General features: G+C 56.1%; 13 protein-coding genes. 6 read left to right on the forward strand and 7 right to left on the reverse strand.

Annotation, left to right across the window (positions count from 1 at the left end; translation table 11 throughout):
• Nucleotides 1-12: 12 nt before the first annotated feature.
• Both JO972_RS00420 and JO972_RS00425 read left to right on the forward strand, forming a co-directional pair.
• The gene (locus tag JO972_RS00420) at nucleotides 13-807 is read left to right on the forward strand and encodes a hypothetical protein (RefSeq protein WP_309488010.1); all 795 of its coding nucleotides are present in this window, start codon (nucleotides 13-15) and stop codon (nucleotides 805-807) included.
• A 56-nt stretch (nucleotides 808-863) separates the two neighbouring features.
• Nucleotides 864-1,673, forward strand: coding sequence for a hypothetical protein (locus JO972_RS00425; protein WP_309488011.1), 810 nt, complete (start codon nucleotides 864-866; stop codon nucleotides 1,671-1,673).
• A 203-nt stretch (nucleotides 1,674-1,876) separates the two neighbouring features.
• Here the strand turns inward: JO972_RS00425 and dnaG are convergent, their stop codons facing one another.
• Nucleotides 1,877-3,733 carry a DNA primase gene (dnaG, locus tag JO972_RS00430; RefSeq protein WP_309488012.1) on the reverse strand — a complete coding sequence of 619 codons (1,857 nt, stop codon included), beginning with the start codon at nucleotides 3,731-3,733 and terminating at the stop codon, nucleotides 1,877-1,879.
• Between the two features lie 88 nt (nucleotides 3,734-3,821).
• Here dnaG and JO972_RS00435 point away from each other — a divergent pair, with 88 nt between their 5' ends.
• A complete protein-coding gene (locus tag JO972_RS00435) occupies nucleotides 3,822-4,811 on the forward strand; it encodes a chorismate-binding protein (RefSeq protein WP_309488013.1) in 990 nt (329 codons plus the stop codon).
• A gap of 91 nt (nucleotides 4,812-4,902) precedes the next feature.
• Here JO972_RS00435 and JO972_RS00440 read toward each other — a convergent pair whose 3' ends face one another.
• The 6 genes from JO972_RS00440 to JO972_RS00465 all read right to left on the reverse strand — a co-directional run bounded on the left by JO972_RS00440 (nucleotide 4,903) and on the right by JO972_RS00465 (nucleotide 11,177).
• Nucleotides 4,903-5,835 (reverse strand): sugar phosphate isomerase/epimerase family protein, encoded by a 933-nt coding sequence (locus JO972_RS00440; RefSeq protein WP_309488014.1) that lies wholly within the window; start codon nucleotides 5,833-5,835, stop codon nucleotides 4,903-4,905.
• Between the two features lie 24 nt (nucleotides 5,836-5,859).
• A complete protein-coding gene (locus JO972_RS00445; protein WP_309488015.1) occupies nucleotides 5,860-6,588 on the reverse strand; it encodes a L,D-transpeptidase family protein in 729 nt (242 codons plus the stop codon).
• Between the two features lie 49 nt (nucleotides 6,589-6,637).
• Nucleotides 6,638-8,782 carry an AMP-binding protein gene (locus JO972_RS00450; protein WP_309488016.1) on the reverse strand — a complete coding sequence of 715 codons (2,145 nt, stop codon included), beginning with the start codon at nucleotides 8,780-8,782 and terminating at the stop codon, nucleotides 6,638-6,640.
• A gap of 103 nt (nucleotides 8,783-8,885) precedes the next feature.
• Nucleotides 8,886-9,761, reverse strand: coding sequence for a transcription antitermination factor NusB (gene nusB / locus JO972_RS00455; protein WP_309488017.1), 876 nt, complete (start codon nucleotides 9,759-9,761; stop codon nucleotides 8,886-8,888).
• Nucleotides 9,754-10,257 (reverse strand): 6,7-dimethyl-8-ribityllumazine synthase, encoded by a 504-nt coding sequence (ribH, locus tag JO972_RS00460; protein WP_309488018.1) that lies wholly within the window; start codon nucleotides 10,255-10,257, stop codon nucleotides 9,754-9,756. Before ribH ends, nusB begins: the two co-directional genes overlap by 8 nt.
• Before the next feature lie 83 nt (nucleotides 10,258-10,340).
• Nucleotides 10,341-11,177: a hypothetical protein gene (locus tag JO972_RS00465; protein ID WP_309488019.1), complete on the reverse strand. Its 837-nt coding sequence runs from the start codon at nucleotides 11,175-11,177 to the stop codon at nucleotides 10,341-10,343.
• A gap of 191 nt (nucleotides 11,178-11,368) precedes the next feature.
• Between JO972_RS00465 and clpB the strand changes: the two genes are divergently transcribed.
• From clpB to JO972_RS00480, 3 genes are all read left to right on the forward strand, one after another.
• Entirely contained in the window at nucleotides 11,369-13,945 is a 2,577-nt protein-coding gene (gene clpB / locus JO972_RS00470; RefSeq protein WP_309488020.1) for an ATP-dependent chaperone ClpB, read from the forward strand.
• A 344-nt stretch (nucleotides 13,946-14,289) separates the two neighbouring features.
• Nucleotides 14,290-15,387: a hypothetical protein gene (locus JO972_RS00475; RefSeq protein ID WP_309488021.1), complete on the forward strand. Its 1,098-nt coding sequence runs from the start codon at nucleotides 14,290-14,292 to the stop codon at nucleotides 15,385-15,387.
• A 108-nt stretch (nucleotides 15,388-15,495) separates the two neighbouring features.
• Nucleotides 15,496-16,050: a Rab family GTPase gene (locus JO972_RS00480; RefSeq protein ID WP_309488022.1), complete on the forward strand. Its 555-nt coding sequence runs from the start codon at nucleotides 15,496-15,498 to the stop codon at nucleotides 16,048-16,050.
• Nucleotides 16,051-16,052: the final 2 nt, after the last annotated feature.

Raw genomic sequence — 16,052 nt, forward strand, 5'->3', positions numbered from 1 at the left:
TAACCTACACCTATGTCAAAAGTATTTGGAACCATCGCAGCAGTCCTGCTAGCTGTCGCAGCGTTTGTTGCGTTTAAGAACAAAGAAGCTAAACAAGCTGAACTCGAAACTAAAGCTCGGGCCGAAAAATTGGCCAAGTCAACGACGGCTGATCTCGAAGGCGAACAAACTCGCCTGACCGATGCCACCGCCGTTCGTGATGAGAAACAAAAAGAGACGGTTGGCGTCGAGAAAGAGCTCGAAACCATCACCGCTCGTTACGAGGAGGCGAAGAAAAAAGTCGATGCGCTCAAATCCGAGCATGCATCTAACGAAAAAGAAATCGCCAACATGGACGACGTTCTCAAAGGTCTTCCTGATCCCAAGGAACTCGTTCCTAAGATCACTCGCATGAGCAATGACCTCACTGCAGCTACCAGCGAAATCGCTACCAAGGAAGCTACTCTGGCCAACTTGCTGCAAACCGACAAAAATGCTCAGTCAAGAATCGCAGCTACTCGTAAACTGATCGATCTGCAGAGCACCGGAAAATCCTTCCCATCCCTGCGCACAAGCATCAGCTCTGTCTACCGCAACTGGGGATTCGTGATTCTCTCCGCTGGCGATAGCGAAGGTGTTGTAAGCGGCTCTACCCTCGATGTCATTCGTGGCGGTGAGGTGATCGGCAAGCTCAAGGTGACTGCTGTGGAAGCTGGCCGTGCGTCCGCTGACATCGTGCTCGACTCCGTAGCCGAAGGCACCACTCTCCAAGCTGGCGATACCGTCGTGGCCGAGCGTGAAACCACAACGGCTTCCACCGACCAGTAAAATTGGAAAAGCCCAATACGATTCACATTTTTCACATCACACCTACTTTATAGATTATGAAAGCCATCCTTTATGTCCTCGCCATCGTCGCCATCGCAGCCGGCGCATGGTTCTCCTACGATAGCATGAGCAAGTTCCAAACGCTGAAAACTGAGCGTGAAGAACTGGACTCCCAGAACGAAGCTCGTAAGTCTTCGATCAAGAAGACCAAGAAAGAAGCTGATACCATGGTGCAGGAGCGCGACAACGCGAAGAAAGCCCTCGCTGAAGCCATCGCCAACCGTGACAACGCTGTCAGCAACGAGAAACTTGCTAAGAAAGAAGCCGCTTCATGGAGCAGCAAAATTGCTGGTCAGAAGGAAAAAATCACCGAAGTCGAAAGCGTCATCGCCAAGATTAAGAAAGAGTTCTCCAAGCTGGGTGAAGACATCGAGCTCGACCAAGTTCCCGGTCTCGTGCAGAAACTTGAAGACGATCTGAAGCAAGCTAACAAGACTCTCGAAGAGCTTGAAACCAACGTGGAAGTCGCTCAGAAGCGCGTCGCTAGCAGCCAAGAGTCCATTCAGAACCTCAACAGCCGCATCACCAAGCGCGCTCGCCGCATCAGCGGGAACTCCGCTCAAGGCAGCATCACTGCTGTCAATCACGACTGGGGTTTCGTCACTGTGAGCGTGCCAAGCAACATGCCTGTGGATGCCACTTCCAAGCTGACCATCAAGCGTGGTGCTAGCTTCATCGGCACTCTGAAAATCAACGCTGTCGAAGGCAGCCGCATCATCGCTGACATTGATTACAAGAGCATGAGCCCAGGAATGGTGGTTCAGCCTGGTGACCAAGTGGTGCTCACCAAGCCTGTTACCAACTAAGTTTGTAACAACCTGATATTTTACAGAACGGAGTCCGGGAACGGGCTCCGTTTTTTTGTGGCCGGTCACACAGACCAGTTAGCTGATTTTTCAGCAGAGCGGTATCTTTGACGAGGGAGAACCTGCCGATGAAGCTAGACGATCAACCGACAGCTTGTGGGCTGAGACTTGTCACCGGCAGATCGAACTAACAGGAGCGGTTCTTAGCGGATAAACCTCTGCTGTAAGTTTTTCAGGATCTCTTGAAGGTCCTTAGCCTCGTTCATCAGGCGGATCATTTCCTCCGCCGCGAGATTGGGTTCGCGCAGGCGAGCGCGGATGGCTGCTTCCTTATTCTGGAAATGGGTGCTCACCAGCATGGCCGTGGTTTCTTCCGCGGCACGCACGGGGTTGGCTGGGGCATCTTGGGCAAGGGTGCCGCGCAGTGCCAGTTGGTCCTCCTCACGCATCGAGCCGATGAAGGTTTGCACTGCGGCCGGCTTGGTGGGGTCTGGACTGCGACTTAAGATGTGGCGCAGAATCGATCCCCCGGGCAGCGAGGCTAGTGGGTCACTGAGCGATTCCAGCTGCTCACCCAGCCAGTCCTGCGCCTCCTGTGAGGTGAGGGCGAGGTGGCAGAGGTAGGAAACAGATCCGTTGATCGGTGTGGGCAGCGCCTTCGGCAGGTTGTCTTGTTCCTGAGCATCCCGTGCCTGTTGCCGGGTTTCATAGAACTGGGTTTTTCCCTTCTGCTTTTCGGCCCGCACTACGCCGCTGCGAAGCTCTTCCACGCCGATCTCCAAGCGAGTCGACACCTGGTTGATCAACGCGTCCTTGGTCATCTTGTCGTCGACGTGTGCCACCAGCACCGCCAGTTCATTGGCGAGCGCCGCGCGCTCCCTGACCGAGGTGAGGTCGCGTTTGGAGATTTCATGCTCCAGTTTGACTTCGAAATAATCGCGCGAGTGATCCACCAAGTTGCGGAAGGTTTCGGTTCCCTGGCTTTTCATCAGCGAGTCCGGGTCCTCGCCTTCGGGCATGGCGACCATGCGCAGGTTCATGCCCTCGGCGGACATGATGGCGAAGGCCTTGTCGGCAGCTTTGAATCCGGCGTTGTCAGAATCAAAACAGAGCACCACATCGGAGGTGTAGCGTTTTAACAAGCGGGCGTGGTCCGGGGTGCAGGCGGTTCCCAGGGTGGCGATGGCGCTGGTGATGCCAGCTTCGTGGCAGGCGATGACATCGATCTGTCCTTCGCACAGCAGGGCGAATTTGTCCTTGGTCATGCTGCGCCGGGCTTTGTCGAGCGCGAAGAAGACCTTGGATTTTTTAAACAGCGGCGTCTCCGGAGAGTTGATGTATTTGCCGCTGCGTGGATCTTCGCGCAGCTGCCGACCACTAAAGGCGATGATGTCGCCGTAGTCGTTGTGGATGGGAAACATCAGTCGGTCACGGAAGCGAACGTAGAGCCCTCCGGCATCTTTTTTCATCGCAATACCGCTATCGCAGAGTTCGCGACCGGTGAATTTACTGGACCTGGCCCAGTCGAGATAGGTATTGGGGTTGTTAGGCATCCAGCCCACCAGCCAGCGCTCGGCCATGCCGCGGCCGTAACCGCGTGATTTTAGGTAGTCGCGGGCATGCTGGGCCTCTGGCGAACTCATCAGCTGCTCGTGCATGAACTTGGCGGTGCCATTGTGCAGCTCCAGCAGCCTGGATTTTCTCCGCCGTCGTTGATCGGCTTGGGGGTCGTGGGCCTCTTCTTGAATCACCACGCCAGCGCGAGTGGCGAGTTTTTTAACCGCGTCCGGGAAGGGCAGGTTTTCGTATTCCATGACAAAGCCAATGGCGCTGCCTCCCGCACCACAGCCAAAACAATGGTAGGATTGCCGAGCGGGGTTCACCGTGAACGAGGGCGTCTTCTCGTTGTGGAAGGGGCAGTTCGCTTTGAACGCGGAGCCGGCCCGTTTCAAGGGCAGATAGGAACTCACCAGATCCACGATGTCCGTGCTGGCGAGAACGAGCTCGATAGTTTCGTCAGGAATACGACCCACAGAGGACTTGTAAGTTCCAATCTGCAAATACGAAATACCAAATTCATTCAACGGCTAAAATAATCTTGGATCTGGTCTCGGCGGACTGTTCACTGCGGGGGTGCAAGATCAAGCGGTGGCATTTATAAAAGCGGGCGATGGTCCCTATGTGGTGGGCCTGGGTCCTTTTACCAGCCATGCGGCTGCGCCAGACGCAGGCACCGCATTTTACTGCAACGACTTCACTCTGTCGGATCCGGAACCGTGGAAAGTGCCGACCGAAACCCGCGAGGTCGAATCGCTCGAGGAAATCGGCTTGGCGCCAGTATCTTCATCGGTGACCTGGCAGGATTTGGACCCCGAAGGATTTGCCGCCATCTTTGCCGAAATCAACGAGATGATTGGTCGCGGTGTGATTGAAAAATCGGTCCCGGTGGCCACTGAACACGGCACTCTGGAGTCGGGGCACGGATGTTCGCTGATGGGGAACCTGACACCGCTCGGAGCACCATTTTACAGCTACGGCTGGAGCGATGGTGAACGTGGTTTTTGTGGGGGGACACCCGAATTGCTTTTCGAACTCGACGGCCGACAACTCAGCACCATGGCCTTGGCCGGGACAGCGAAGGCCGATGAGCGCGAGGTCTTTGCCGTGGATGGTAAGGAAATCCGCGAACACGAATTTGTCGCCCAAACTTTGGTGGCGAAGCTTTCCGATATCGGAAGCGTCACACGGGCCGAGCGCTCGATCATGGACCTCGGCCAGCTGGTGCATTTCCACACTTCGATCGAAGTCGAGCTGTTCGCCCTGCGCGGTGTCGACGAGCTTATCCGGCGCCTGCACCCCACGCCCGCGTTGGGACCTCTGCCTCGGACCGAGCAAACCTTGCAGATGCTGGCCGACTGGCGCCAACGGATGCAGTGCCCGGAACAATTCGGAGCCCCCTTCGGTCTACTCAAAGACGGCACGTTCCGTTCTGTCGTGGCAATTCGCGGCCTACATTGGCAAGGAGCAGAGGTGGCGATTCCATCTGGCTGCGGCGTCATCGAGGCCTCGCGGCTAGTCAACGAGTGGCGCGAGCTACGGCTCAAACGCGAAGCGGTTAAAGCGGCGCTAGGCTTGTAAGCATCCCGTAGCGAAGCCTTTGCAGGCTTCGTGTTCTAACGGGTGGATCAACCTCACGCCAACGAAGGATGCCAATCCTTCGCTACGGCGATTAACCCTCCAAGGTTTCAGGGTAAGCTGCTTTCCAGACTTCCAGTGCCTGTTTGATCTGTTCCGTCTTGCGGGTCGGGCTGAGCTCCCAGACCAGGGGCTTTTTGGGATCGATGTGGCGTAGCAGCTTTTTAAAATCGAGTTCTCCTGTGAGCGGCACGCGGTGGTCGCGTTCCGGCCAGTAAACGTCGTGCACGTGGCAGCCGATGAGATAAGGAGCCATCTTGCTCAGCCATTGGTCGTGGTCTAACAATCCGAGATTGTGCTTCAGCTGCACGTGGCCGAAATCATGCCAATAACCGACCCATGGGTTGTCTTTGAAGTGCTCTTGGAGCAAAACCATTTCGCTTTCGCTGGGCACGTCTTCAAAGCGGCTGCGTGACTCGACGGCGAGTGGGATTTTCAGCTCGGCAGCTTTTTCCGAGAGCTTTTCCAGTGCCTCAATCGCGCGATGGTAATAGAGAGGGGCGATCTTTTCCCGTTTCTTGACGAAGTCTAACTTTGCCTTGGCATACTCCGGGCTGAGCTGCTGACCGTCTTTGACCATGGCTGTCAGGCGCTTGGTCCATTTTTTCGATGGCATCGGCACCGAGCCCATGTGCATGACCACATAGTGCGCCTTGAACTCCGCTGCCAGCTCGAGGGTTTTCAAGGTCATGTCCAGCGCACGTTCGCGATCGTAGGCACGGTGTGAGCTGAACTCGTAAGCGTCCGGCGCATCGATCATCACCTCCACCGGAGACGGGAAGTAGTTGTGCACGCCGGAGCAGCGGAACTTCCCTTCGCGATACGCTTTTTGGATCCCCGGAAGCTTGCTGATCGTCATGCCATGGCTGAGTTCCATGGTATCGAATCCCAGCTCGAGGATCTCATCGATGATGTCCTCGCCCTCAGGGTGACGCGCGTTGTTCCAGCATGTTGAAAAGGAAAGCATAGGTGGTATCGATCGTGAGATGTCCTATGGAAGCTTCCAAGCACTACGAAGTCTAACATATTCGCTCTGCGGCAGCAGGATATAGACTGGGTTCTTGCTGGGATCGATGCGGGCAATCAGCTGCTTCAGCTGACCTTCTGCCATGGTGGTGCAGCCAGCGGTCGACTTGCTACCACCGCCTCGCCAGATGTGGAAAAAGATCGCCGAGCCGCGCCCAGAAATCGGCTTGCCACCGAGGATGGCGTCGTTGTGTGCAATGTAGAGTTTCAGCGAGTGTGCGTGATCGTTCTGGCGCATCTGGGCCTTTTTCTCCCAGCTGCTGGCAGGTGAGTGATCGAGCACCAGATGGCGGTTGTAGTAGGGCGAGTTACGGTCTTCCACCCAGAGGTCGCGAGGGCTGACTTTGCGGTAACTTAGCGCCGGGTGTTTTTGGATTTGTCCTGCGTAGCCGTAGGCACCGCCAATCTTGAAAATCCCAGCCGGTGCGCGCTTGTCGCCCTCACGTTTGACGGGGGCCTTGGACTGGATGTTAGGGTGGATGCCGTAGCCCCATGCCAAGCCACTTTTCCCCAAACGCCCCTGCCAGGGCGCTCCGACCGGCTGCCAAGCTCTGCCATGTTTTTCGTAGACCCGCAGTGTCACATGGGACGAGTTCCAACCACTGGAAACACCGACGATGGCTTGTCGGCAGTTGTTAGGCACCTGGGCGCATAGGCTTGCTGCCCCGAGTAGGAGGAGAAGTAAGGATTTCATAGGGGCAAACTAAACCGAAAAGGTGGAAGCTCAAACGCGTTTCTGACACTTAGCTCTCGGCCAGTTGTTGGCAGGCTTTGATGTCGAGTTTTCCGGATGCTAAGATGGGAATTTCGTCGGTGGGAATAAACGATTTGGGGCACCACAGACTTGGCAGTCCCTGGTCCATCAGCTTGTAACGCAGATCGATGCATTCCTGCTCCAAGGTATCACCACAGACGGTGGTAAGCAGGGCAATGGCTTCGCCTTTCTGTTCGTCAGGGATACCGACCACAGCAATCTTGCGCTCGGTTTCCTGGTCGAGTCCCAAGACCTTGGTGATGGCCGCCTCCACGGTTTCGTGTGGCACCATTTCGCCGGCAATTTTTGAAAACCTGGAGAGCCTGCCTTCGATGTAGAGAAATCCATCATCATCAATGCGACCAATGTCTCCGGTGTTGAACCAGCCGTCTTTGATCACTTCGGCCGTTTTCTTCTCGTCGCCGAGGTAACCTGGGAAAATGTTCGCCCCGCGCAGCCAGATAGTGCCTTGATGATCAATCGGTGAAGGTTTGCCGGTGGCGGGGTTCGTCATTTTGACCGCCATGCCGGGAAGGAATTTGCCGACCGAGCCAAAGCGGTTGCTGTCGATCACCGGGGCTTGCCCTTCTTGTTCGGGCGTGGGGAGGTTGACGTTGGTGGCGGGAGATGTTTCTGTTAGTCCGTAACCTTCTAGCGGTAGAATGCCGAATTTCTCCTTGAAGGCGGTGGCCAAGGACTCGGGTAATTTCTCGGCACCGGTGACCACGTAGTCGAGCGACTGCAGCTGCTCCGCCTTCACCCGGCGCATGTAACCGCGCAGGAATGTTGGGGTGGACAGCAGCATGTTCACAGAGTGCATCTCGATCAGTTCGGCCAGTCGCTTGGTTTCCAGTGGGCTGGGGTAGGTGACCAAGTTGACGCCCTCGATACATGGATACCAGAGGGTCACGGTGCTACCAAACGAGTGGAAAAGCGGCAGGCAGCCGAGGATTTTAGTGTGGTGACCAAGACAGATTCGGCTGCCGAACTGGCAGACATTGGCGAGCACATTACGGTGGGAAAGCGGCACGCCTTTCGGCTCTCCGGAAGAGCCTGAGGTGAACAGCAAGACCGCCTCGTCATCGCCGGAGGAGTTGCCTAGTCCGAGAATCTTAGCAATCACCGAGACGGGTAAAATTTTCGTCAACACCACCCAGCGGATGATCTTCTTCTTCAAAGCGGGCAGACTGCGTTCGATGAAAATCAGGTCCCTGTTAGGTGGCCATGGAAAGGAAGAGACCTTGCGCACGAAGGGGTCTGCGGTGATGAATTTATCGATATCAGCTTGGCGGATCGACGATTGCACCGCGGCGTGGCTGGCGGTGAAATTGAGGTTCACCGGGATCTTGCCAGCGAAGAGCACCGCGAGGTTGGCTACCATGCCTCCTTTGCCGGGAGGGAGGATGATGCCGACCCGCTTTTTCTTGGTCATCTGCTTCAGCTCACCGGAAAAGGCAATGGCGGCTGCGAGGATGCGATCGAAGGCGAGCTCCGAGTCGTCAGTGCCATCGTAAAGCTTGGTGGTGGAGCCATGCTTTTTCAGTCCACTGAGAATGGCCAACGGCAACGAGCCGTTGAGGAAGGATCGGCTGGAAAAGGCAATTTCGTCTGCCTCGAGCAGTGCCTGGCGCCATGTGGCGGGAGTGACCTCATTGCCGGGGATGACCGGTCTGAAGGAAAAGATGGAGGAGGGAAGCTTCGCGGTGTTCTCCGGGGCGCTGGCAATTTCAGACGGCTTGCTGACTGCGACAGGAAGCACCGGCAGACCAAGGGCGCAAAGCTGGCGAAGAATTGGCGCGGTGATGTGGCAACAATCGCCCGAGGTGGAGCAAACTTGGCCGGCGAGATAGATCAGCACGCCGCCGGATTGCAGTTTGTCTCTGAGATTGTCTCCGATCGTTTCCGGAGCGGCGTCGTCCGCAGAGAAGGCGACTGCAGTGATGCCGTCGCGCTCGAGAAAGCTGCGTATGGCATCATCGAGAACGACATTTTCTTCACAAATCCAAGTAATCGCTCTGCCGGCAAAAATTTGCTCCAGGTGGAGCATTTCGTGGAAATCCAGGCGACCGGGGATGACGAGGGCTCCCTCGCTGGGAATGTGTTCTTTTCCTAGGATTTCAATGTTCTTACTCATGAGGCGGATGTTGCTTGCCGATGATCAAACCATCTCGACAACATGCCTGCAAGCTGTAAGCGGGTATTCGTATCCAAATCCCGCATTCAGTTAGAAAAACGGATCAAGCTTTCAGTGCGTCTAACACACCGTTGACGAAGCGAGACGAATCCGAGCTGCCAAATTTCTTCGCAATCTCAATGGCCTCGTTGATACTCACAGCGCGTGGAATGTCCTCACAGTGCAGGATCTCGTAGGCCCCCAGACGGAGGATAGCGCGATCGACCGGAGCCACTCGCTCGGGAGCGTAGTTTTCCACGATTGATGTCAGAGTGGCGTCGATGTCCGCTTTGTTAGCGAGAATTCCCTGCACCAATTTCTCGGTTTCCTCGCGGAACGAGCGAATCTCTTTTTCTCCGGCGCGAAGGTGCTCGAAGCCGGGGATGCCGGGTGTTTGGAATTCGGGCGAATGAATTGCGTCCAGACGATCGGAAATGCGCTCGAGGTGATTGATGATGGCCGTCATGGCCTCCAGTTTATTGCGCCATGCGGGAAAATCCTGCAGGGTGTAATCCCAGTGCAGGCGAACGGCTGGCAGAGCGCGGCTGGCGACAAAGACTTCTTGCAGGCGGGTTTCCACGATATCCTCGCCGGACTTGCTGCGCGTCGCGGTTTTCAGCAGATCGATGGCGCTACTGAGTTTGCTTTCCTGCGAGTTGATTTTGCGCAAGGCGGTGGCGAGGGGAGTAGTCCCTTCCACGGCTTTCAGCTGGGCGAGCACCAGAGGGCATTCCTCGGCGAGCCGTTTGATCCGGCTTTCGCGTCCTTGGGCAATGTGCAGCACCGCCTTGGCCTTGGCCATGGTGAGCTTGCGGAGGCTGCCCTCCTGAATGATCTGCCAGAAGGCGTCCTGAGCGTCGGAGACCTCGGGTCCACCCTCCAGGTCAGCGAAGTAGAGAAGCTGAACGGCAGCTTCGCGAATGTGGCGGCGTTTAAGCATTACTAGGGAAAACGCGCGATGGGCTACGTTTGAGTTGAGTGAAAGTATCGACGATGGCAGCGGCTGCGCGGGCGGCCTCACGACCACGGTTGAGTTTACTGCCGATGCAGCGTGCGTAGGCTTGTTTTTCGTCACCCACCAGCAGCACCTCGTGCACCACGGGAGTGGCGTGATTGACGGAAATTTGTTGCAGCGCCTGGGTCACGCTTTCAGCCACCATGTCACCGTGTGCGGTCTGGCCGCGGATGATCAGGCCCAGGCAGATGACGCATTCTGGCTTGCTTTGACGCAGCACCGTTTCCACGGCCACTGGGATTTCAAAGGCACCGGGCACACGCACCAGCTCAATCTGGCCGTTGGGGATCAATTCCAGCAGTTCCTCGTGGGTGTTTTCCACCAACGCATCGGTGAATTCCTCGTTGTAATGCGAGGCCACGATGGTGATCTGGGTTTTTTGAGTCAAGCTTCGTGGCTTGGGCGGCAAGACCTTGGACATGGAGGGTGGATATAGGATGGAACCCCGTTCTTGCAAGGTTGAAGTTATAACTATTTTCAGCAGCTCCGACCTACTTAGCCCGCTTAGGGTAGGGGAGCAAAGACGTTCAAGGCACTCTTGGTGCTGATCTTTTGGTTCTTGGCATAGGCCTTCGCCGCACGCAATCGCAGCTGGCCGCGGTCCTCATGTTTCAACCAGCCTTCGATGACATCGTGAAGAATGAAGGCCCCCGGATACATGTTCGAGGCGGTCATGACCAAGGGGGTGACTCCCGAGGGCTCCGTGTGTTTTTGGAAAAACCGATCGCTCTTACAGCAGAGCACCACCGCGCTGACATCCTGCTTACGCTTGGGATTGGCCGGCAGGGCTGGCAGACTGAACTCCATCAGACCGTTGTGACCGATGAAGGCAAGCAGGTCGGCGCCGCCGGCCAGGTTCACCCGGTGCTCTCCTTGATCGTCTTTGATGGTAACCGATTCATAACGCTGCCCCGCCATGCTCTGGCAGAACTGCGCCATGCACTCCTTGATCTCCGAGCCCCGCCAGGCGTCTACGACCATGACGGTTCTGCTTTGCTTGTGTTGAAAGACCAGCCGCTCGAGGATGGCGGGCTGATCCTTGGCCTTGCCGGTGGAGTGTCGGCGCCACTGCTTGCTTTTGGAAAAATACGCCCGCGAGCCGTCGGAGCAGCCCCAGTAGAGGTTGTTTGCCGGGTCGTTGCCATTGCCAATCTTGCTCGGCACCGGGGCAATGCCTTGAGACGCATTGTCACAGAGCGCCACAAAGGTATGCACCACCTTGAAATCACGGTGCTGTTCTGCCGGAGGGCTTGGGTTGGTCGCGGCTGATTCGGCCTTGTTGCAGGCCGCTAGGGTGAGGCTCAGTGCCAAGATGGAGAGATGGAGGGCTGCACGAATCATGATCCTAATGTGTATGAAAGTGAGCCAAAATGTCGATATTTATAACATAACAACAAATATACACAAAAACGTGAACAAATAGCTGTTATGTTTACGTTTATTAAGGTAGAAACAAGGTATGGGATCACCTTTAAAACGAGTTGATATCACCCTTATTCATTCCAAATTAACCTCAATAACCATCACCAATCATGGGACTCGATAAATTAACCACCAAATTTCAAGAAGCACTCCAAACCGCCCAGCAGCTGGCCTCCAAGTCCGCCAATGCCGAGCTGAAAAGTGTGCACGTTTTACTCGCCCTGTTACAACAGGACGGAGGCATCGTTGTGCCGATCCTCGAAAAATCCGCCGTGGATGTCTCCCGGCTGAAGGCAAAAGCGCTCGCTGCGCTGGAAAAGGAACCCCGCATCCAAGGCGCCGCGTCACAACCACAGATGAGCTACGGCCTGCGCTCCAACCTCGATGCCGCTGATGCGGTGCGCGAGAAAATGGGCGACGAATTTCTCAGCGTGGAGCATTTCCTGCTCGGCGCGCTCGATTCCGATTCTCCCGCGGGCAAACTGCTCAAAGAGGTCGGCTTCGACCGCAACAAGGCAGACGCCGCGTTGAAAGAAGTTCGCGGTAGTCAGAAGGTGACCGATCAAGATCCGGAAGGCAAATACCAGGCTCTGGAGAAATACGGCACCGACCTCACCGCCAAGGCGCGCGAGGGGAAAATCGACCCGGTCATTGGTCGGGACGAGGAAATCCGCCGCATCATGCAGGTGCTCTCACGCCGGACGAAAAACAACCCGGTTCTCATCGGCGAGCCCGGCACCGGTAAAACGGCCATCGTGGAAGGTCTCGCACGCCGCATCGTCAGCGGTGACGTGCCGGATTCGATGAAGAACAAACGCCTCATCGCCATGGACCTCGGCGGCATGATCGCCGGTGCCAAATACCGCGGTGAGTTCGAAGACCGATTGAAGGCTTTCTTGAAGGAGGTCACCGAGTCCGAAGGCGAAATCATTCTCTTCATTGATGAGTTGCACACCATCGTGGGTGCCGGTGCCAGCGAAGGTGCCGTGGATGCCTCGAATTTACTCAAGCCGCAGCTGGCTCGAGGTGAGCTGCACACCATCGGTGCCACCACCTTGGACGAGTATCGCAAATACATCGAAAAAGATGCCGCACTGGAACGCCGTTTCCAGCCGGTCCGCTGTGATGAGCCCAGTGTCGAAAGCACCGTGGCTATCTTGCGCGGTCTGAAGGAACGCTACGAAGTGCACCACGGCGTGCGCATCACCGATGCCGCCATCGTGGCTGCCGCGAACTTATCGGATCGCTATATCACCGACCGCTTTCTTCCCGACAAGGCAGTGGACCTGATGGACGAGGCTGCATCGCGCTTGAAAATTGAGCTCGATTCGATGCCCACCGAGATCGATCAGATCGAGCGCCAGGTGATGCAGCTGGAAATGGAACGTCAGGCTCTGGAAAAGGAGACCGACGATGCCTCCGCTGTGCGTCTGGAAAAGGTGCGTGAGGAAATGGCCAACCTGAAAGAGGAATCTGCCACCCTGATGACCCGCTGGCGCAATGAGAAGGACGTCATCGATGTCGTGCGTGGTGCCTCCGAGCGTATTGAGGAACTGAAAAACGAAGCCGAGCAAGCTCAACGCATCGGTGACCTCAACCGCGCTTCCGAATTGACTTACGGTGCTATTCCGGCCGCCGAAAAAGAACTCGAGGAAGCCAAGGAAAAGCTCAATCAGCTGCAGGGCGGCGATCGCATCCTGAAAGAGGAAGTCACCGAGGAAGATATCGCCCGCGTGATTGCCACCTGGACCGGTATTCCTGTGAGCCGACTCCAAGAAGGTGAGCGCGAGAAGCTGGTGAAAATGGAAGAACGGATCGGCCAGCGGGTGATCGGTCAGACCGACGCCGTGGAAGCTGTGGCCAATGCCGTGCGCCGCGCCCGCGCCGGTCTTCAAGACGAGAACCGCCCGATCGGTTCCTTCCTCTTCCTCGGACCCACCGGTGTCGGTAAGACCGAGCTGTCCAAGGCCTTGGCTGAATTCCTGTTCGACGATGAAAACTCGATGATCCGCATCGATATGTCCGAATACATGGAAAAACACAGCGTCGCCCGTCTGATCGGAGCGCCTCCCGGCTACGTTGGTTACGAAGAAGGTGGCCAGCTCAGCGAGCATGTCCGGCGCCATCCGTATTCTGTGGTCCTCTTCGATGAGATCGAAAAGGCACACCCGGATATTTTCAACGTCCTGCTGCAGGTCTTAGACGATGGTCGGATCACCGATGGCCAAGGCCGCACCGTGGACTTCCGCAACACCGTGCTGATCATGACCTCGAACATCGGCAGCCAGTTCATCATGGATGAGGAAAATGCGGAACAGCGTGAAGCCAAGGTCACCGAGGCTCTGCGCGGTCACTTCCGCCCAGAATTCCTCAACCGGATTGACGAAACCGTGATCTTCGATCGGCTCAAGCGCGAGGAGCTCACCGAGATTGTTAGTCTGCAGCTAGAGCGGGTGCGTCAGCGCCTTGCCAAGCAGGGGATTGGTCTGGCTCTCACCGATGAAGCCAAGCTGTTCATTGCCAATCAGGGATATGACCCGGTCTATGGCGCACGTCCACTCAAGCGGGCGATCCAGAAACATCTGCTCGATCCTCTGAGCTTGGAAGTGCTTGAAGGCCGTTTCAAAGATGGCGACGTGATCCAGGCGGATGTGGTGGACGGCAAGGTGCTGTTCACGACTGGCTAACAGGTGCTTTTGCTGGGGCCGGAGGGTCGTGTGATCCTCCGGCTCTCAGAGAAAGTTAGAAAGAATCACGCTTATTACTGAAATTTTAAATTTAAATTCAGTTTATCCTGATTTTTTATTGAAGGGACAACAGGGATTCGGTATATTCCAACCATGTTCTTCAAGCTAGGACATCGGTGACACAGGTCATTGAGTCTAAGTCTTTGAGGGACATGGTTTTTTGATTTGTTGGGTTAAACTTTTTAAAAAATCCGAACATTCTGCGTTGCGTGGAGTCTGTAATGAGACAGATCGCAACCCCCTGCCATCCATCCGTATCAGACGAACTTCACTTATCTAACATCATGTCCCAACAAGGAATATTCAGCATCGCTCCAGATTCACATAACGGCTCATCTAATGGAGCCAATGCTAATGGAGCCAATGGCGACCGTAACGGTGCGAACGGGAGCCCTTTTTCTTCCGTTACCACACCGGCGGCTCAGAACTCTCCGTTTGCAGCGGTGGCTGCCGAATCTCCTTTCCAGCAGGTTGTTCAAAAACCGGCCAATGAGCAGGCATCGTCGATTCCTCAGCCGCGCGCTGAAGGCGAATCTCCCGCGCTGGGATCTGCGGCTGACAGCGGCTCAGCCGCCACGGATTCCGCCCCTGATGCGAACGGTGGACCATTTCAAATGAATGGTTTTCCTGAGCAGTCATCCTCACAGTTCATGGAAGCCGCGCCAGTGGCATCATCCCAAGAGTCATCGCCCTTCGCCGCCGCTTCTCAGCCAGAGAGCCACGATTACACAGCGGCCAAGGCTGGCCTTGAGCCTCAGCAGGATTTTGCAGCCGTGCAGTCCCGCTACCAGCCAGAATCATCACCTGAACCTGCGCGCGCCACCCAAGCGATGCATTACGAGCAAGCTGCAGCTCTGCCGACTCCTACTCAGGCGATCCGTGCAGCCTCGATGGAGATGGATCAGGCTCCCGCCGCGCAGGCCGCGCCCGAGCCAGCTCCAGTCCCCGCAGCTCAAGAGCCCGTCAAGGCCGAAGCCGTGCAAGAGAAGGTCCCTCAAAATGCTCCAGCTCCAGCCCAATCCGCATCCTCTGGGCGCAACACCAGCGCTGGAATTCAGCAGCTCGAGCTGCGCGCCATCTTTGGCGTTGATCACATGCTGTCTCAGGATGAAATGCTGCAACGTGCTCGCACACTGCCGGGCATTCACAATGTTGCCGTGATTCACAGCGAGCAGGTATCTGCGCTATCCAATTTCCGTCAAGCGCTACAAGGAATGGGCTTTGGCAATGCCGATGAACTGAAGCTCACCTCAGGCGGCGGGGCCGTTGATTTCCTTTCCGAAGGAGAGACCACCCTGGCTGTTCTCCACGACGCAGGTTATGCTCCAGGTGTTCAGGAAACCCTGATCATTGTGGCTCGCGAGATCGGTAAGTTGGCCTAACTTTTTCATCCCCCGTGTTCGCCCTTTCGATAGGGCACGGGGGATTTTTTTATATTCGATACAGCATTAGGTAAGATGGCGCATGAGGTTCGAGGGCAAAATGAAGTAGTGATTAAAGTCGCTATTCTCGGTCAGGTAGGAGCTGGAAAATCGAAGATTCTCAGCGCGGTGGCCACTGCTCATGGGCAGGCCGATGTCAGGACGACCTCGCTTTCGGGTGCCGAAGTGCTGCGCACAGAGTTTTCGTGGCCAGACCTTTTACCTGATGACAGCTCGCTGCGGGTCCGCGTTTTTGCGCTGACAGGTCAGCCAATGCACCAAGCTGCAGAACAATGCCTGCTGGCCGATGTGGATGCGATTATCTACGTGGTCAACTGTGCTCCCGATACTATTTCAGCGAGCCGTGAATGCTTGCTGGCCATGACTCAAAATGCCGCCAAAGTGGGGCTCGATTGGGCGAACACCGTCATGGTGATGCAATACAATCGCGCCGACCTTTATCCCGGCTTCAAACCTTCCGACCTCGATCGCTGGTTGGGCATTACTCAGAACAATGTGCCACGGCATATTACTGGCGAGCAGGGCGAGAACCAAGGGGTGGCCGTGAATGACGCCATTGCTAAAGTGGTGGCAAAGCTGGGACAAGCGGTGGCCGAGGTGTAAGC

The sequence above is a fragment of the Oceaniferula flava genome (assembly GCF_016811075.1).
GTDB classification, from domain to species: domain Bacteria; phylum Verrucomicrobiota; class Verrucomicrobiia; order Verrucomicrobiales; family Akkermansiaceae; genus Oceaniferula; species Oceaniferula flava.

Coding starts and splice junctions, on each gene's coding strand:
- ribH (WP_309488018.1), bottom strand. CDS start 10,257: ATGTCCAAGGTCTTGCCGCCCAAGCCACGAAGCTTGACTCAAAAAACC.
- JO972_RS00425 (WP_309488011.1), top strand. CDS start 864: ATGAAAGCCATCCTTTATGTCCTCGCCATCGTCGCCATCGCAGCCGGC.
- JO972_RS00440 (WP_309488014.1), bottom strand. CDS start 5,835: ATGCTTTCCTTTTCAACATGCTGGAACAACGCGCGTCACCCTGAGGGC.
- clpB (WP_309488020.1), top strand. CDS start 11,369: ATGGGACTCGATAAATTAACCACCAAATTTCAAGAAGCACTCCAAACC.
- JO972_RS00475 (WP_309488021.1), top strand. CDS start 14,290: ATGTCCCAACAAGGAATATTCAGCATCGCTCCAGATTCACATAACGGC.
- JO972_RS00445 (WP_309488015.1), bottom strand. CDS start 6,588: ATGAAATCCTTACTTCTCCTCCTACTCGGGGCAGCAAGCCTATGCGCC.
- JO972_RS00465 (WP_309488019.1), bottom strand. CDS start 11,177: ATGATTCGTGCAGCCCTCCATCTCTCCATCTTGGCACTGAGCCTCACC.
- JO972_RS00420 (WP_309488010.1), top strand. CDS start 13: ATGTCAAAAGTATTTGGAACCATCGCAGCAGTCCTGCTAGCTGTCGCA.
- JO972_RS00450 (WP_309488016.1), bottom strand. CDS start 8,782: ATGAGTAAGAACATTGAAATCCTAGGAAAAGAACACATTCCCAGCGAG.
- nusB (WP_309488017.1), bottom strand. CDS start 9,761: ATGCTTAAACGCCGCCACATTCGCGAAGCTGCCGTTCAGCTTCTCTAC.